Annotated in this window: 12 protein-coding genes, 1 other RNA gene and 3 pseudogenes; all 16 read left to right on the top strand. The window is 59.9% G+C overall.

The features are described from left to right. The first annotated feature begins 31 nt into the window (after nucleotides 1-31). The 16 genes and pseudogenes from rpoN to AK2_RS06225 all read left to right on the top strand — a co-directional run bounded on the left by rpoN (nucleotide 32) and on the right by AK2_RS06225 (nucleotide 16,465). Nucleotides 32-1,351: an RNA polymerase factor sigma-54 gene (gene rpoN / locus AK2_RS06295; protein WP_067932533.1), complete on the top strand. Its 1,320-nt coding sequence runs from the start codon at nucleotides 32-34 to the stop codon at nucleotides 1,349-1,351. A gap of 225 nt (nucleotides 1,352-1,576) precedes the next feature. Then, a complete protein-coding gene (locus tag AK2_RS06290; RefSeq protein ID WP_245632797.1) occupies nucleotides 1,577-2,638 on the top strand; it encodes a sugar-binding transcriptional regulator in 1,062 nt (353 codons plus the stop codon). Beyond that, a complete protein-coding gene (gene gap, locus AK2_RS06285) occupies nucleotides 2,628-3,647 on the top strand; it encodes a type I glyceraldehyde-3-phosphate dehydrogenase (RefSeq protein WP_067932531.1) in 1,020 nt (339 codons plus the stop codon). The genes AK2_RS06290 and gap overlap by 11 nt, the downstream gene beginning before the upstream one ends. Before the next feature lie 88 nt (nucleotides 3,648-3,735). After that, a complete protein-coding gene (locus AK2_RS06280) occupies nucleotides 3,736-4,923 on the top strand; it encodes a phosphoglycerate kinase (protein WP_067932529.1) in 1,188 nt (395 codons plus the stop codon). Between the two features lie 72 nt (nucleotides 4,924-4,995). Beyond that, on the top strand, nucleotides 4,996-5,784 hold the full coding sequence (gene tpiA / locus AK2_RS06275) for a triose-phosphate isomerase (protein ID WP_067932527.1): 789 nt from the start codon (nucleotides 4,996-4,998) through the stop codon (nucleotides 5,782-5,784). Continuing rightward, nucleotides 5,777-7,387 carry a 2,3-bisphosphoglycerate-independent phosphoglycerate mutase gene (gene gpmI / locus AK2_RS06270; protein ID WP_083520911.1) on the top strand — a complete coding sequence of 537 codons (1,611 nt, stop codon included), beginning with the start codon at nucleotides 5,777-5,779 and terminating at the stop codon, nucleotides 7,385-7,387. Before tpiA ends, gpmI begins: the two co-directional genes overlap by 8 nt. Before the next feature lie 87 nt (nucleotides 7,388-7,474). Next, nucleotides 7,475-8,764, top strand: coding sequence for a phosphopyruvate hydratase (eno, locus tag AK2_RS06265; RefSeq protein ID WP_067932524.1), 1,290 nt, complete (start codon nucleotides 7,475-7,477; stop codon nucleotides 8,762-8,764). A 60-nt stretch (nucleotides 8,765-8,824) separates the two neighbouring features. Beyond that, complete coding sequence (gene secG / locus AK2_RS06260; protein ID WP_439645084.1) at nucleotides 8,825-9,067, top strand: preprotein translocase subunit SecG; 243 nt, start codon at nucleotides 8,825-8,827, stop codon at nucleotides 9,065-9,067. A gap of 71 nt (nucleotides 9,068-9,138) precedes the next feature. Next, nucleotides 9,139-9,885, top strand: a complete 747-nt coding sequence (locus AK2_RS06255) for an alpha/beta hydrolase (protein ID WP_067932522.1) — start codon at nucleotides 9,139-9,141, stop codon at nucleotides 9,883-9,885. A gap of 117 nt (nucleotides 9,886-10,002) precedes the next feature. Beyond that, complete coding sequence (gene rnr, locus AK2_RS06250; protein WP_067932520.1) at nucleotides 10,003-12,507, top strand: ribonuclease R; 2,505 nt, start codon at nucleotides 10,003-10,005, stop codon at nucleotides 12,505-12,507. 188 nt (nucleotides 12,508-12,695) lie between these two features. Further along, complete coding sequence (gene smpB / locus AK2_RS06245; protein WP_067929134.1) at nucleotides 12,696-13,169, top strand: SsrA-binding protein SmpB; 474 nt, start codon at nucleotides 12,696-12,698, stop codon at nucleotides 13,167-13,169. A gap of 243 nt (nucleotides 13,170-13,412) precedes the next feature. Continuing rightward, nucleotides 13,413-13,784: a transfer-messenger RNA gene (gene ssrA, locus AK2_RS06240) on the top strand. Between the two features lie 741 nt (nucleotides 13,785-14,525). Next, a pseudogene (locus AK2_RS17750) lies at nucleotides 14,526-14,759 on the top strand (ArsR family transcriptional regulator); the annotation flags it as partial. Between the two features lie 141 nt (nucleotides 14,760-14,900). Continuing rightward, nucleotides 14,901-15,301: pseudogene (locus AK2_RS17410) on the top strand (SRPBCC family protein). A 187-nt stretch (nucleotides 15,302-15,488) separates the two neighbouring features. Further along, a pseudogene (locus AK2_RS17405) lies at nucleotides 15,489-15,711 on the top strand (IS1595 family transposase); the annotation flags it as partial. Nucleotides 15,712-15,874: 163 nt separating this feature from the next. Next, nucleotides 15,875-16,465: a kinase gene (locus AK2_RS06225; RefSeq protein WP_067932519.1), complete on the top strand. Its 591-nt coding sequence runs from the start codon at nucleotides 15,875-15,877 to the stop codon at nucleotides 16,463-16,465. The last annotated feature ends 42 nt before the right edge of the window (nucleotides 16,466-16,507 follow it).

Below are 16,507 nucleotides of genomic sequence, written 5' to 3'. Positions count from 1 at the left end.
AAACAAGGGGACACCGGCAGGTGAGATCGGGATGCAGTTTGAACTTATCCAGGAACAGACGCAAAAGTTGGTCATGACCACGCAGATGCGGCAGGCCATCGAGCTGTTGCAGTGTACGACCGCCGAGTTGGACTCCCTGCTGGCCACGATGGCGCTCGACAATCCCCTGGTGGAATACGAGCCTCCCCCGTTTACCCGCACCTCGCTGGCCCAGTGGCTGGCGGGGGGCAGCCGCGGGCCGGTGATAGAGAACGATGCGGATGAGAGGTGGAGGCGTGAACCCGCCGGGGAGTTGAGCCTGTATGACCAGCTGGACCTGCAGCTGCGCACCTCGGGCGCACCGGCTCCGGTCATCCGTCTGGCTCGACGGTTGCTTGGGTACCTCGATGACAGCGGATTCCTGGGCGATCTGCCGCCTGCCGAAGCTTTGGCCGAGGAATCGCGATGGCTGGACGACGCGGTGGCCCTTTTACAAAGTTGCGATCCGCCCGGCATTGGGGCGCGCAATCTCCAGGAGTGTCTGCTCCTGCAGGTGGCGGCTGTGCCCGCCTCGCTGCGGCCGCTGGTGCGCCAATTGATAGAACGGCACCTGGACGACGTGGCGGCCGGACGTTGGCAGCGGCTCTGTCAGGCGCTTGGGGAGCCGAAGGACCGTGTGCAGGCCGCGGTGGACGCGCTGCGCCGGTTGAACCCGCGGCCCGGATGGCATTACGCTGGAGAGCGGCCCGTATACGTGGTGCCGGAGTTGGAAGTTCGTCCATGGGACGGTGGGTATTTGGTTCTGCCCCGTGAGTCGGCGTACCCGAGACTGCGCTGGAACCGTCACTATCTACGCCTGTTGCAATCCCCGCCCGACAGCCGTACGGCCGAATTTCTGCGCCAGAAGCAGCAGTCGGTGGAATGGTTGTTGCGCTGCTTGGAGCAGCGCCGGCAGACCCTGCAGCGCGTGGCGGAGGCCATCGTCGCGGCGCAGCAGCCGTTCTTCCAGCATGGGCCGGCGCGGCTGCAACCATTGACGCTGCGCGAGGTTGCGGACCAAGTGGGGGTGCATGAATCGACGGTCAGTCGCGCGACGCGCGGGAAGTATATGCAGACTCCGCACGGCATCTGGGAACTGAAATCGTTCTTTGCGGGTGAATTGACGTCTGACCACGAGGGCGTGTCCGCGCAGGCGGTGAAACAGCTGATGCGGGATTGGGTGGCCCAGGAAGACCCGCGCCAGCCACTTTCCGACCAGGCCATTTGCGAGCGCCTGAAAGCGGCAGGTATACATGTCTCGCGGCGAACGGTGGCCAAGTACCGCGAACAGATGGCGATTCCCAGTTCCAACAAGCGCCGTCGCTTGGCGTAGAGCAGTGCGGGCGGGATCGCCTGCGAAGGGCGGCCCGTACGTCCGGGCGAAGATTGGGCGGATGCCCAGTTGCAACCGCCACGCTGAGTGTCTAGAATGAAAGAGACAGGTTGTTCTTGGCGCCTTCGGGACGAAATTTGTACCATAGGGACAAAATTTGTCCCGATAGCTTCCGGCGATGGTCCTGCGCCACCAAAGGCGTGGTCAGAAGGGAGGTGCGTCCACGTGAGTCACCCCGTAACCGCGGTCGATTTGTCCCTGGTGCAACGGGTTGTGCCGGAGCTGATGGAAGTGTTGCGGCAGCGGGTGCGCATTCTGCAGCGCCTGCAGCTGTTGCAGCCTATCGGCAGGCGGGCGTTGGCCGCCGAACTGGGGACGACGGAGCGCGTGCTGCGGGCGGAGGTGGACGCACTGCGGGCGCAGGGTCTGGTCGTCGTCGGAGGCGGGGGTATGACCTTAACCGGAGAAGCCATGCAGGTGCTGCCCTCCCTTGAGCTGGCTCTGGCCTCCTTCGACGGCCGCAGTGAATTGGCAATGCGGCTTTCGCGAAGTTTAAACATTGCCAATGTGGTTGTCGTGGCTGGGGACAGCGATGGGGATGAATGGGTGAAGGACGTCATCGGACATGAGGCAGCACAAGCCGTTCGCCGCTGCCTGAAGGCGGGGGATGTGTTGGCTGTCACCGGCGGCACGACGATGGCGGCCCTGGCGCGGCGGATGCCGCGCTTGGCGGCACCGTTGGCGGTCAAGGTGGTGCCGGCGCGCGGGGGCTTGGGAGAGAACGTTTCGATGCAGGCGAACACGATCGCTGCCGAACTGGCCGTGCGCCTTGGCGGCGAATCGATCATGCTGCATGTGCCTGACAGGCTCAGCCAAGAGACGTTCGCCCACCTGGTGGAGGAGCCGCAGATTCAGGAACGTCTGCGCGAGGTGCAGAGCGCCACGGTGGTGGCGCACGGGATTGGCGATGCGGTCACGATGGCCGTTCGCCGCCAGATGTCGGAAGCAGAGCTGGCGCTCCTCGCTGAACGGGGAGCCGTCGCGGAAGCGTTTGGGTACTATTTTGACGCCGACGGACGGATCGTCTACACCATGACGACGGTCGGCCTGCGGCTTTCCGACCTGGACCAGATGCGGACCATCATCGCGGTCGCGGGTGGCGCCAGCAAGGCCGCGGCGATTGCGGCTGCGGCCAAGGCGTACCGAATTGACACCCTGATTACAGACGAGGGCGCCGCCAAGAGAATCGTCGAAAACATCCACGGAGGGATGGAAGATGACCATTAAAGTTGGTATCAATGGTTTTGGCCGAATTGGCCGCAACGTGTTTCGGGCCGCGCTCGGCCGCGAGGATCTGGAGATTGTCGCCATCAATGACCTGACCGACGCGAAGACCCTGGCCATGCTCCTCAAGTACGATTCGGTGCACGGCCGTCTTGATGCGGACGTACAGGCGGACGGGGACGCCTTGGTGGTCAGCGGCCGTCGCATCTCCGTGCTCGCCGAACGCGATCCGGCCAACCTCCCGTGGGCCAAGCTGGGTGTCGAGTTGGTGATTGAGTCGACCGGCCGCTTCACCGACAAAAACGCCGCGCAGGCGCACATCACCAGCGGCGGCGCGAAGAAGGTCATCATCTCCGCACCGGCCAAGAACGAGGACGTGACCATCGTCATGGGCGTCAACCACGATGTCTATGATCCGGAAAAGCATCACGTCATCTCCAATGCGTCCTGTACGACCAATTGCCTGGCGCCTGTGGCCAAGGTGATTGATGAGAGGTTCAAGATTGTCAAGGGTCTGATGACCACCGTCCACTCCTACACGAACGACCAGCAGATCCTCGACCTGCCGCACAAGGACCTGCGCAGGGCGCGTGCGGCGGCGCTGTCTATCATCCCGACCTCGACCGGCGCTGCCAAGGCAGTCGGCCTGGTGTTGCCGCACCTGCAAGGGCGTTTGAACGGCATGGCGATGCGTGTGCCCACCCCGAACGTGTCGGTCGTGGACCTGACCGCCGAGGTGTCGCAGCCGGTGAGCGTGGAGGCGGTCAACCAGGCGCTGCGTGAAGCGGCCGCGGGCTCTCTGCAGGGCATTCTTGACTACACCGAAGAGCCGTTGGTCTCGAAGGATTTCAACGGGGACTCCCATTCGTCGATTGTCGACGCCCTCTCCACCATGGTCATCGACAACATGGTCAAAGTGGTGGCTTGGTATGACAACGAGTGGGGCTACTCCAACCGCGTTGTGGATCTGGCGGCTTATATCGCCAGCAAGATGCCCAGCAGCGTCCACTAACAAGGGCGCGTTTGCTACAATAACCATCGGATGGGGGAGGATGTTCCATTCTCCCCTTTGCAGTGTGTAGGGGGATGGTGAGCCGCTGATGGCCAAGATGACCGTCAACGATGTGGACTGGCAAGGCAAGCGGGCCTTGGTTCGGGTGGATTTCAACGTGCCGATGAAGGACGGCAAGGTGGCTGACGACACGCGTATCCGCGCCGCCCTGCCGACAATTGAGTACCTGCTCGGGCAGGGAGCGGCTGTGGTGCTGATGAGCCACTTGGGCCGTCCGAAAGGAAAGCCCAATCCGGCGTACACCTTGGCGCCGGTGGCCGAACACCTGCGTCGGTTGAGGCCAAATTGGTCGGTCTCGTTTGTCGAGGATTGCGTCGGGCCTATCGCCCAGGCGGCGGCCGAGAACCTGCGGCCCGGGCAGGTCCTGCTTCTTGAGAACCTGCGCTTTCATGCGCAGGAGGAGAAAAACGACGCGGACTTTGCGGCTGCGTTGGCTCGCTTGGGCGACGTGTTTGTCAACGACGCTTTCGGTACGGCCCATCGGGCGCACGCATCCACGGCCGGAGTGGCGCGGCAGCTGACCGCCGTGGCGGGTCTTTTGTTGGAGCGGGAAATCCGTATCATGGGCGATGCCCTGGCGAATCCTGCGCGCCCGTTTGTGGCTGTGATTGGCGGCGCCAAGATTTCGGACAAGATTGGCGTGATAGAGAACCTGCTCGGCAAGGTGGACGCGCTGCTCATCGGCGGCGGCATGGCCAACACCTTTCTGAAGGCTCAGGGCCGTCAACTGGCCGAATCGCTGGTCGAGGAGAGCGCGATTGACACCGCGCGCGCCCTGCTGGACAAGGCGAAGGCGGACGGCCGGAAGCTCCTGCTGCCGACAGACGTGGTGGTCGCCGAACGGTTTGCGGCGGATGCGCCGCACCGGGTCTATTCGGTTGATGCCATGCCAGAGAAAGGGCTGGCGCTGGACATTGGACCCGAGACTCTGACCGAGTATCAGAAGACCGTCCGGGCGGCGCACACGGTCATCTGGAACGGACCCATGGGCGTGTTTGAAATGCCGGCCTTTGCGGTTGGGACCAAGGGTATCGCCGAGGCGATGGCCGAGGTCGACGGGGTGACTATCATCGGCGGCGGTGACTCAGTGGCGGCTGTGGAAGAGACAGGATTGGCAGGGAAGTTGACGCACGTGTCCACAGGCGGCGGGGCATCGCTGGAATTTCTCGAGGGCAAGACGCTGCCGGGCGTGGCCGCGCTGTCAGACAAGGTGTAAGTCGCTGCGGCGGCGCGGCGATGGGAACAAGCCGCGCCAACAGCTCTGGCAATGGAGAGCGGGGGACGATACGTGAGCAGACGCAAGCTGTTGATGGGAAACTGGAAAATGCACAAGACGGTGGCCGAGGCGCGCTCCTTTGCGGAGGCGCTGGGCCAGCGCAGCCAGCGCCTGCCCGAGCACGTGGACTACGTGGTTTGCGCTCCGTTTACGGCGCTGCACATCCTGCCGGTCATGCTGCCGACGAAAGTGGCCGTGGGTGCGCAAAACGTGTATTTTGAGGCGCAGGGAGCGTTCACCGGCGAGATTTCACCGGCGATGCTAAGCGAGTTAAAGACCCGTTACGTGCTGGTTGGGCACTCGGAACGGCGGCAGATTTTCGGCGAGAGCGACGAGTGGGCAGCCCGCAAGGTCCAGGCGGTCTCGGACAGCGGCATGATTCCTGTGCTCTGTGTCGGCGAGGACCTGAGCGAGCGTGAAGCGGGGCGGACCGAAGCGGTGGTGCGAGGGCAGGTGCGCAAGGGACTCTCCCTTCTCACCGCACAGGCCGTGGCTGCGGCCGTGGTGGCCTACGAGCCGGTGTGGGCGATTGGCAGTGGCAAGACCCCGACACCCGCAGAGGCGCAAGCGGTCATCCAGGCGATTCGCGCCGAGGTGGCGGACGCATTTGGCAGCGACGCAGCAGGGGCTGTCCGCATCTTGTACGGCGGCAGCGTGAAGCCGGCCAACATCGGCGCCTTCGTCGCCCAACCGGACATTGATGGGGCGCTGGTCGGCGGAGCCAGTTTGGACGCGGAATCGTTTGCACAAATGGCGGAGGCGCTTGCCCAGCCAGGCGTAGGGGGTGGACAAAATGGCTGACGGGGAGCGTAAAACCCAGTGGACGAAGATAGACCCAGGCTTTGCCCGCAAGCCCAGACCGAACGGACGCGGGCCGGCAGCCCTCATCATCCTGGACGGTTTTGGATGGAGGCGCGAGCGGGAGGCCAACGCGGTGGCGCTGGCCAACAAGCCGGTGTTCGACAAGCTGTGGCGCACTCACCCGCACACGACCTTGAAGGCCAGCGAGGAAGCGGTCGGACTGCCGGACGACCAGTTTGGCAACTCGGAAGTCGGGCACACGACCATCGGCGCCGGGCGCATCCTGTATCAGGACCTGACGCGCATCAATATGGCTATTGCCTCCGGCGCGTTCGCGCAAAACGAGGCTTTGCTGGGCGCTATCCGGCACGTGCAGTCCCGCGGCAGCAGCCTGCATTTGATGGGACTGGTGTCGGAAGGGGGCGTGCACAGCCATTTGGACCACCTGTTGGCGCTCATTCGCCTGGCGGCTGACAACCACGTGCAGCGCGTCTACGTGCACGCCTTCATGGACGGCCGCGATGTACCGCCCACATCGGGTGTCGATTACATGCAGCGGGTGCTCGAGGTTGTCAAGGAACAGGGTGTCGGTCAAGTGGCCACCATCTCCGGCCGCTACTACGGCATGGACAGGGACAATCGCTGGGACCGGACGGAGCGGGCGTACCGGGCGATGGTGTATGGCGAGGGCAAGCGCGCGCAAGACCCTGTGCAGGCCATTCGCGCCAGTTACGAGCAGGGAGTGACCGACGAGTTCATCGAGCCGACCGTACTCGTCGACCATCAGGGTCAGCCCATTGGGCGCATTGTCGATGGTGACGCCGTCATCATGTTCAACTTTCGTCCTGACCGGGCGATTCAGATCTCGCGCGTGTTCACCAACGAGGATTTTCGTGAATTTGACCGTGGTCCCCAGTTTCCGCACGTCCACTATGTCTGCATGACCAAGTTCAGCGAGACGGTGGGCGGCGTGGTGGCCTTCGCCCCGGTCGACTTGGACAACACGCTGGGCGAGGTGCTGTCTCGGGCTGGCTTGACCCAACTGCGCATCGCGGAGACGGAGAAGTACCCGCATGTGACGTTCTTCATGTCCGGCGGGCGGGAGGCGCCCTTCCCCGGTGAGGAGCGCATCCTGGTTCCGTCGCCGAAGGTCGCGACTTACGATTTGAAGCCGGAGATGAGCGCCTACGAAGTGGCGGACGCGGCTGTGGAGCGCATCCGTTCCGGCGACATCGACGTCGTCATCCTCAACTTCGCGAATCCCGACATGGTCGGCCACACCGGAAATCTGGAGGCGGCCATCCGGGCGATTGAAGCGGTGGATGAGTGTCTGGGCCGGGTGCTTGACGCTCTCGCGAGTCAAGGTGGGGTGGCGCTGGTCACGGCCGACCACGGCAATGCTGACATTATGGTCGATCCGCACACGGGCCAGCCCTGCACGACGCATACCCTGGAATTGGTGCCCCTGGTCGTGACGTCGAATGACTACGAGATTCACCCGGGCGGCCTGGCCGATTTGGCGCCGACGCTGCTCGATCTCATCGGCGTGCCGACGCCAAGGGAAATGACCGGCCACAGCCTGTTGGTTCGCAAGCAGGCGTGAGGCGCTGGAGGCGTCCGCCGTCCCTGGCGTCGGACGGCGCCTGACGGCGATTCGGTTACATATTCTGTTTGGAAAGGATGAGTGTTCATGTCGGAGATCTTTGACATCCAGGCCCGCGAAGTGCTGGACTCGCGCGGGAATCCTACGGTTGAGGTGGAAGTCGAGCTGGAGAGCGGTGCCAAAGGCCGTGCCATCGTGCCTTCCGGTGCTTCCACAGGTGCGCATGAGGCGGTGGAACTGCGCGATGGGGACAAGTCGCGCTTCCTGGGCAAAGGCGTGCAAAAGGCTGTTGCCAACGTCAATGAAGTGATTGGCCCAGAACTCATTGGGGAAGAGGCCACGGAGCAGATTGATATCGACGCTTTGCTGCTCCAGCTCGATGGCACCGAGAACAAGGGGAAACTGGGAGCCAACGCGATTTTGGCCGTTTCCATAGCCGTCGCCAAGGCGGCGGCCGCGGAGCTGGACGTGCCCTTGTATCGCTACCTCGGCGGGTTCCACGCGCACGTATTGCCCACACCGATGATGAACATACTCAACGGCGGCAAGCACGCCGACAACACAGTGGACATTCAGGAGTTCATGGTGGTGCCGCATGGGGCCGACACGTTCCGAGAGGCTCTGCGCATGGGCACGGAGGTGTTTCACAACCTCAAGTCGGTGTTGGCGGCCAAGGGCATGGCGACAACCGTGGGTGACGAAGGCGGCTTTGCGCCCAATGTAAGGACAAACGAAGAGGCCATTCAACTGATTGTCGAGGCTATCGAACGGGCGGGTTATAAACCGGGTGAGCACGTCTCCATCGCGCTCGACATCGCCTCGACCGAGTTGTTCAAGGACGGCGCCTACCACTTTGCTGGCGAAGGCGTGACGCGCACCGCCGACGAGTTGATCCAGTACTATGAAGGCCTCCTGGCGCGCTATCCGATTCTTTCCATTGAAGACGGGTTGGCAGAGGACGACTGGGACGGCTGGGTAAACCTGACGCGGACACTGGGTAACAAGGTGCAGTTGGTCGGTGACGATTTGTTCGTGACCAATACTAAACGGCTCGCGCGCGGCATAGACATGAACGTGGCAAACTCGATTCTGGTCAAGGTCAATCAAATCGGCAGTTTGACCGAGACGTTCGAGTGCGTGGAGATGGCGCGCAAGGCGGGGTACAGCGCCATCATTTCGCACCGCTCCGGAGAGACGGAGGATGTCACCATTGCCGACATCGCGGTGGCGACCAACGCGGGTCAGATTAAGACCGGTGCACCAAGCCGCACAGACCGCGTCGCGAAGTACAACCAACTGCTGCGCATTGAGGAGTCCCTGGGATCCGCGGCGCGTTTCATCGGCAAGGCGGCGTTTGTCGGCGCCAGCCATTCGTGATAGACTGAATGCACATACGGGTCGTGCGCGCTGGTCTTCGGGGGGCGCAGTGGGGGTGACATGGTGCTGACTGCGGCGAAAATCCTGCTGGTCGTTCTGTGTGTGCTCCTGATTGCCGTCATTCTGCTGCAATCGGGGCGCAGCGCAGGGCTGTCTGGAGTCATCACAGGCGGACCTGACCAGGTTGTCAATCGGAAGGCGAAAGGGCTGGATTCGTTTCTGGCCAAGCTGACCGTGGTGATAGCCATCCTGTTCTTCCTGGCAACGCTGTTTATCGCCTTCACCTTCCATCACTCGGTGTGATGCTATCTGTGGTGCCGCCCGCGAGGGCGGCATCTTTCATGGGCCTGGACTTGTCTGTGGGGGGAAGTCCTATGCCGGAGGAAGTCTGTGTCCTGATTCACGGCTTGGCCGGGTTTCCGGAAGAACTGAACCCGCTGGGCGACGCGCTGACAGCTCACGGCTACGAGGTTGTGGTTCCGCCTTTGTGGGGCGGCGACGCGGACGGGCCAGGGCAGCACCGCCGGGAACCTGGACAGACTACAGTGACGGGATGGATCAGCAAAATCATTCCGGTCGTCGAGGCGGCGCAGAAGCAGGGCCGGCGGGTTCACCTGCTTGGGTTCTCGTTGGGCGCCCTGCTGTCGGCTCTGATTGCGGAGCAATACCGGGTGGCCAGTGTGGTCATGCTGGCGCCGCTGCTGGATTATGCGGGGGCCAATCCGCTGTTTCAGCAGATTGCGCTGGCCATCAAGGTCAATTGGCCGCGCACCGGAGCAGCGCAGGAGGCTCTGCGCGGGCGGCTGGACAAATTGGGCGGCATCCCGCTGAAGACAGCGCGGCAGCTGCGGCGTGTGGTTCAGATGACAAAGCGGGTTTTGCCGGGATTGGCCTGCCCTCTTTGCGTCATTCACGGTGAGCGGGACGAATTGGCGGACCCTCGCAGCGCCAAGTACATCTACGACACGGCCGCGTCCGTTTACAAGGAACTGCATTATGTACAAGGAGCCGGGCACTTGCTGCTGATGGATGACGCTGAGGCGGTCAATCAGCTGGTGCTGGCTTTTTTGTCGTCGCTGCCTGGAGACTCGTTGCATTCACATCCCGCGCTCAGCTCATGACGGCTGGAACCTGGGCATGGTGTACCCCGACGGGCTTGTGGTCATACTGAATCTATATCCTAACGCAGCATCCACGGGACTTTCCCCGATTCACACCAGAGGAGGCGACAACCGGCTGTGGTGAACCGCCAGGACATCATCGACTACATGCAGCACGACGCCTACCGGCCGCTGATTGCGCAAGAGTTGGTGGAGGCGTTTGGACTCGACAATGAAGACGATGAGGCGCGGTTCCTCCAGTTGCTCGCCGATATGGAAGAACAGGGAGAGGTGGTGCGCACTCGCACCCTTCGCTACGGCATACCGGAGCGCATGAACCTGGTGCGCGGACACATTCAGATGAAGGCGCGCGGGTTTGGCTTTCTCATTCCGGATCGGGAAGGGGAGCCGGATGTCTACATCGCTGCCGGCGACCTGAATGGGGCCATGAGCGGGGATTTGGTTTTGGTCCGCATCGACAAGTCGGCCCAGGGCCCGCGCCGCGAAGGAGAAGTGGTCCGCATTGTCAAACGGGCCCACCACCGCGTGGTCGGCCACTTTACCCGCTATCGCGACCACGCCTTTGTCACGCCGCTGGACAAGCGGTTTCCGCAGGACATCTTCATCGCCCAGGGCGACATGATGGACGCGCACGACGGCCACGTCGTCGTTGTGGAAATCACCTCCTATCCCACAGCCACGCGTGGACCGGAGGGACGGGTCATTGAGGTGTTGGGGTATCCGGACGCGCCTGGTGTGGACATCCTCGCTGTGGTGCGCAAGTACGGCTTGGCTGAGGCGTTCCCGGAGGCGGTCCTGCGGGCGGCTGAAGCCATCCCGATGGATATCTCGGAAGAGGATTTGCAGGGACGGCGCGACCTGCGTGACGAGACCATTGTCACCATCGACGGCGAGGACGCCAAGGACCTGGACGATGCGGTGCAGGTGAAGCGGCTGCCGAACGGCAACTTCCTGCTCGGGGTGCACATCGCGGATGTCGGCTGGTATGTGCGCGAGGGCAGCCGCTTGGACAAGGAAGCGTACCGGCGTGGCACCAGCGTGTACCTGGTGGACCGCGTCATTCCCATGCTGCCGCCGCGACTGTCCAACAACATCTGCTCCCTAAACCCGCACGTCGACCGCTTGACCTTGTCCTGCCAGATGGAATTCACGCCGCAGGGCGAGCGTGTCGCCTATGACATCTTTCCGAGCGTGATTCGCACCACGGAGCGGATGACGTATCGCAACGTCAACCGCATCTTGGTGGATCACGATCCGGAAGCGCGTGCGCTCTACCGCTCCCTGGTGCCGATGTTCGAGGAGATGGAGACTCTGGCGGCGAGTTTGCGCGAGCGGCGGATGGCCCGGGGAGCCATCGATTTTGACTTCGACGAGATCAAGGTCGAGGTGGACGACCTGGGCCGGCCGTTGGCGCTCACCCCGCGTGAGCGATCTGTCGCCGAGCGGCTGATTGAAGAGTTCATGCTGGCCGCCAACGAAACCATCGCCGAACATTTTTACTGGCTGGGCATTCCGTTCATCTATCGTATTCACGAAGATCCGGACCCGCAGAAGCTGATGGAATTCAACCAGTTCATCCATAATTTCGGGTACCATGTCAAGGGTGTCGGCAACCGCGTCCACCCGCGCGCCCTTCAGGCCATTTTGCGGGAGATAGAGGGAACGCGGGAGGAGGCGGTCATCTCCAAACTGATGCTGCGCTCGCTCCGCCAGGCCCGTTACGCGCCCGAGTGCGTCGGCCACTTCGGGTTGGCCGCCAAGTATTACACCCACTTCACCTCGCCCATCCGCCGTTATCCGGACCTGGTCATTCACCGCATCATCCGCGAGGTGCTGGAGGCTGGCGGGCGGTTGTCGGACGAGCGAATTTCCCAATTGGAGGAATTCGTCGCCGATGCGGCGCGCCAGTCGAGCGAGTGCGAGCGGATCGCCCAGGACGCTGAGCGTGAGGTGGATCAACTGAAGACGGTCGAGTACATGCTCGACCACATCGGCGAGGAGTTCAACGGCGTCATCAGCGGCGTGACGCCGTTTGGGTTGTTCGTCCATTTGGACAACGGGGCCGAGGGCTTGATTCACATCAGCTACCTGATGGACGATTACTACATCCATTATGAGAAGCTGATGGCTCTCGTTGGCGAGCGGACGCGGCGAGTCTTCCGCCTGGGCGATCCGGTCGTGGTCCGCGTCGCGGCTGCGAGCAAGGAGAACCTGTCGATTGACTTTGAGTTGGTGTCGCATCGGCGTGAGGCGACGATGGTCACAGACAAGGGCGTACACACCATCGAGTACGATGAGGACCTTTCGCCCAAAGAACGGCGTCGCCGTATCCAGCAGCGCGCGCAACTGGCCGGTGGTCGGGACCGGGACCGCCGGGCGGGTGGCGTCCGTGGACGAACGGATCGACCTTTGTACGGGGCCAGGCGTGGATCCCGGCGCAAGGCGCGTGAGCGGGGTGGGGATGCGTCCGCACAGAGCGGGGGCGGAAGTCAAAACAAGCGGACCTTGTTGGCCGTGCCGGCGGATGGACGGGTCCGCTCGGCAAAGGTCGGCGGCGGTGGTCTCGCAAAGTCGCGGGGCGTTCGTCGGCGCAAATCGAAACGCGGCAAGCGTGGGCGTTGACGTCAGGCGCCGCTTGGTGGCGCATCGTGGGCTTGAGTCCCGTCCGCGGTCATGTTACGATTCAGGGTGCGCTGTGTGTGGTGCTGTAAGCCAGACGTGAGCCGTCAGAACGCTTGCTCGTCGGTTTGCGCATCCTGTGGTGGCGATGGGCACGGTGGCCAGCCTGCAGCGCGTCTTGAGGTGAAACGATGGCCAAGGACGAAGAGCGCCGCATCCTGGCGCAAAACCGGAAAGCCTATCATGACTACTTCATCGAGGAAACGTATGAGGCGGGCATCGTGCTGACCGGCACCGAGATCAAATCCATCCGTCGCGGATCTGTCAGCCTGCGCGACGCCTACGCGCGCATCGAAGACGGTGAAGTGTTTCTCCACAACATGCACGTGAGCCCATATGAGCAGGGCAACCGGTTCAATCACGAGCCTCTGCGCACCCGCAAACTGCTGCTGCGGCGGCAGGAGATCAGCAAACTGATTGGCGCTGTGCGAGAACAGGGGTACACGTTGGTACCGACGAAGCTGTATCTGCGCAACGGGTTTTGCAAGGTTGAACTCGGACTCGCCAAGGGCAAGAAGCTCCATGACAAGCGGGAAGCGATGCGCAAGCGCGACGCCGACAGGGCCATCCAACGGGCGCTGCGCGAGCGAAACCGGCGCGCGTAGTGGCACGGGCCCGGTTGTCTGCGATCGGCGGGGCGAGTTTTTAGGTGAGTTTGCGGATGGAATTGGCGCCCTGGCGGGGCGCAGACATGCGAGATGCGAATGCGCCGCTTGAACATTCAGGGCTCCGGCGTCTTGCCAATCCTGGCAGCAAATCGGGGTGTACGTAAGCGGCAGTTTTGTGTATGATAAGGAATGAGGTTGTTGCCACGCTTGGTTCCGCTCGAGCCAGCCGAGCGCTCACACGGGGGCGTTTTGGATTCGACGGGGGCTGTTCGAGCATGAACGGCGGGTCGTGGGGCTGCGGCCACGTTAACAACGCGGGTCTAAATGTAACTGGCAAAGCTAATCGCTTTACCGCAAACAACAACCTCGCCCTGGCTGCCTAATCCCAGTCAGGCCGTCCCGATGTGCGCCGCCCGTGCGCACGCGGCGACGTCACTCTAACGGGCTGGCCGCCGGTGTGCTCGCGTATCGGCGGTGAGACGAAGCGAGCTTGCTCAGCACGGTGCGTGTGCGTCCGCGCCGGCTGAGGACCCCCCAATAGACGTACTACACCCGTAGAAGTTCATGTGGCGAGGTCTTCGGACGCGGGTTCGACTCCCGTCGCCTCCACCACGGATTTGCAGGTTCATAGCAAGATGACATGGGCCAGAGTTCTGGTCCATGTTTCGTTTTATGGATAGTTACTGTTGAGTGTCACTGATTTCTCTGACAGGGCATGGATTGTCCAGGTGGCTTAACATTTTCCCTACTTTGTTTGGTTTGACTTGACAGGACACCGTTTGGTGTCCTATTATTACTTCCGACGGGTGTCGTGTTGGGTGATAAAAAGGTGGGCAAGATTTTATCTAACACCACACCTTCCCCCATATCTCTGTGGAAAGGACGTATACGATGCTTGGTCGTAAGAACTACACTCAGGAAGTGTAAGTCTGCGATTGAGCAACAACTCGCGGCGTACCAGAAGCTCCTTGCCAGGGTGGCCACGGACCAAAAGGTCGACTCTGCCCTTGAAGACTTTGAATCGCTCTTCTTCAACAACATGGTTCTTGTGCTCGACCGTTACTTCAGACTCAGAATGGTCGCTGGCAAGGATGGGAATCCACTCAATGAAGTCGAAATGCTGGCTGACTCCTTGATGATAACAATGGAATTCTGCGTGGCAACAATGTGATCAAGTACATCCCGGAGCAGTCCGTTTTGAAGCTCCGCATTGGTGATCCCTTTAAGCTCACTGCGGCAGACTTCGAACGTCTTTGTGCGGCCTTTTTCGCAGAGATAGAGAAAAAGTTTTTATAGGCCCTCGTGATTTCGCCGCCTTGCGAGAGCCGGCGGTAACGTGATTACGAGTCCTTGGTGAATCACAAACGAGCGGAATGGGTCTCTTCCATAGGAGGAGGTACTTTGTCCGGGGCACGTCAAATACACGATGTTTATCATGCCGTTGCAGATCCAAACCGACGCAAACTCATTCGTCTCTTGGCAGACGCGGAAGAACTACCCCTTCACGAGTTGACATTGCAGTTTCCAATGGGTCGTACAGCGGTTGCCAAACACCTGGCGGTCCTGAAAGATGCTGACCTGGTTATAGATCGGAAAGTCGGAAGGAAAACACGCTATAGGCTAAATCCCGCTCCATTGAGGCAGATTCAAGATTGGGTATCGTATTACGAGAAATTCTGGACCAACAAAATGGTCGCCTTAAATCGCTTGTTGCAGGAGGAACAACACATGGGGAAAGACGTGTCACTTCACTTTGAATTTAAGAGTCCAATCGAGAAAGTATGGGCCGCCTTTACAGATTCAAACACGCTTGCGAAATGGCTTTATGCAAATGATTTCAAACCAGTTGTTGGTCATAAATTTCAGTTTCGGGCCGAACCGACCCCATTGTGGGATGGCATTATAGATTGTGAAGTGATCGAAGTGGACGAGCCTCATCGGTTATCTTACACATGGGTAAGCGGGGGAGAAAAAACGACGGTCACCTGGACTTTCAACAGGCGGACGATGGAACGAATCATGTGCATCTCGAACAAACCGGGTTCAAAGCAGAGCAAGCATTCAATGGAGCATTGTATGGGTGGCAAAGGATAGCCAACCAGCTCGAAAAAGTACTGGCAGAACTATAAATGGAATTGCACACAACAGTTACCTCTGGCATGCGATTGCGCTAATGAGGGCAACAACGATACAACCATGTAAAACCTAACTTTGTAAATATGGGAAATGCAGAGTGTTCGAGCGCTGCATTTTTTAGTTTTTTGTATATATTATTTATATTTTATAGTTAGAACATACGTCCAAAGAGCGATTTCATTGGGGTGGAAAAATCTTTACGAAAACTTTTATGAACTGAGGCAAAGTGAAAACTCGCCCTGTTTAAGGCGATTAAAGATATACTTTACCTGGAACAGTAGTCAAGGTTATTGAGGAAGTCCGAGGCAGTCGGTCCAGTTCAGGACTCACATGTGTCCATTGTGGCAGTAAGATGGTCATACGCAATGGCAAATATCGCTCTCGCCGACGATACTGCCTAAAATCGCCAAATTGCTTGGTATTCATGTTTTCACAGCGTTTTATCCTTTTGGAGGCCGAGAGTACGAAGCCAAACGAGCCATCCTGTGGGATATGTAAAAACGAGCCAGCGATATAACAGTTGAATATCTGAGGGCTATTTGCATTGTCTGTAAGGGGAGAGGTCAATGCACAATTCCGACAAGGTGATGGAAGTCATTCTAAACCACTACGTTAACAACCGATTCGTGCTTGGGATTGATGGGCTAAGTCGTTCTGGAAAGACCACCCTTGTAGAGGAATTGAGGCAAAGGCTGATTCAATGCCAAAAACCTGCTTGCATCTTTCACATTGACGATCACATTGTAGAACGCAAGAAAAGATATGACACTGGCTTTGAACAATGGTATGAGTATTACAACGTACAATGGGATGTTGAATTTTTGCGTCAGCACTTATTCGCAAAGCTACATCATGCACGTGAAATAATCCTTCCGTTCTACAATTCCCATCTGGATGAGTTAGAAACAAGGACTGTGACCATACCCACTGACTGCATTGTTATTATTGAAGGGATATTTCTCCAGCGTCAAGAGTGGCGAGAGTTCTTCGACTTCATTGTATATTTGGATTGCCCGAGGGATAAACGTTTCGAGCGTGAATCAGCAACCGTAAGACAAGACATTGAGAAATTTCGGTCAAGGTATTGGAAGGCGGAAGATTTCTATCTGGATTCAGTGCGTCCATTGGCCATTGCCGATATGGTTCTTAGTTCCTAAATAACGTGGAACTGATGTCGTCCAAGATTTCTACTAATCCTC

It is taken from the genome of Alicyclobacillus kakegawensis NBRC 103104 (genome assembly GCF_001552655.1).
GTDB lineage: Bacteria > Bacillota > Bacilli > Alicyclobacillales > Alicyclobacillaceae > Alicyclobacillus_G > Alicyclobacillus_G kakegawensis.
This window is presented reverse-complemented; position numbering and strand designations above follow the sequence as displayed.

Excerpts from the sequence above, each read along its gene's own strand:
- secG (WP_439645084.1), top strand. The coding sequence starts at position 8,825 with ATGGTGCTGACTGCGGCGAAAATCCTGCTGGTCGTTCTGTGTGTGCTC.
- gpmI (WP_083520911.1), top strand. The coding sequence starts at position 5,777 with ATGGCTGACGGGGAGCGTAAAACCCAGTGGACGAAGATAGACCCAGGC.
- gap (WP_067932531.1), top strand. The coding sequence starts at position 2,628 with ATGACCATTAAAGTTGGTATCAATGGTTTTGGCCGAATTGGCCGCAAC.
- AK2_RS06280 (WP_067932529.1), top strand. The coding sequence starts at position 3,736 with ATGGCCAAGATGACCGTCAACGATGTGGACTGGCAAGGCAAGCGGGCC.
- AK2_RS06255 (WP_067932522.1), top strand. The coding sequence starts at position 9,139 with ATGCCGGAGGAAGTCTGTGTCCTGATTCACGGCTTGGCCGGGTTTCCG.
- AK2_RS06225 (WP_067932519.1), top strand. The coding sequence starts at position 15,875 with ATGCACAATTCCGACAAGGTGATGGAAGTCATTCTAAACCACTACGTT.
- eno (WP_067932524.1), top strand. The coding sequence starts at position 7,475 with ATGTCGGAGATCTTTGACATCCAGGCCCGCGAAGTGCTGGACTCGCGC.
- rpoN (WP_067932533.1), top strand. The coding sequence starts at position 32 with ATGCAGTTTGAACTTATCCAGGAACAGACGCAAAAGTTGGTCATGACC.
- smpB (WP_067929134.1), top strand. The coding sequence starts at position 12,696 with ATGGCCAAGGACGAAGAGCGCCGCATCCTGGCGCAAAACCGGAAAGCC.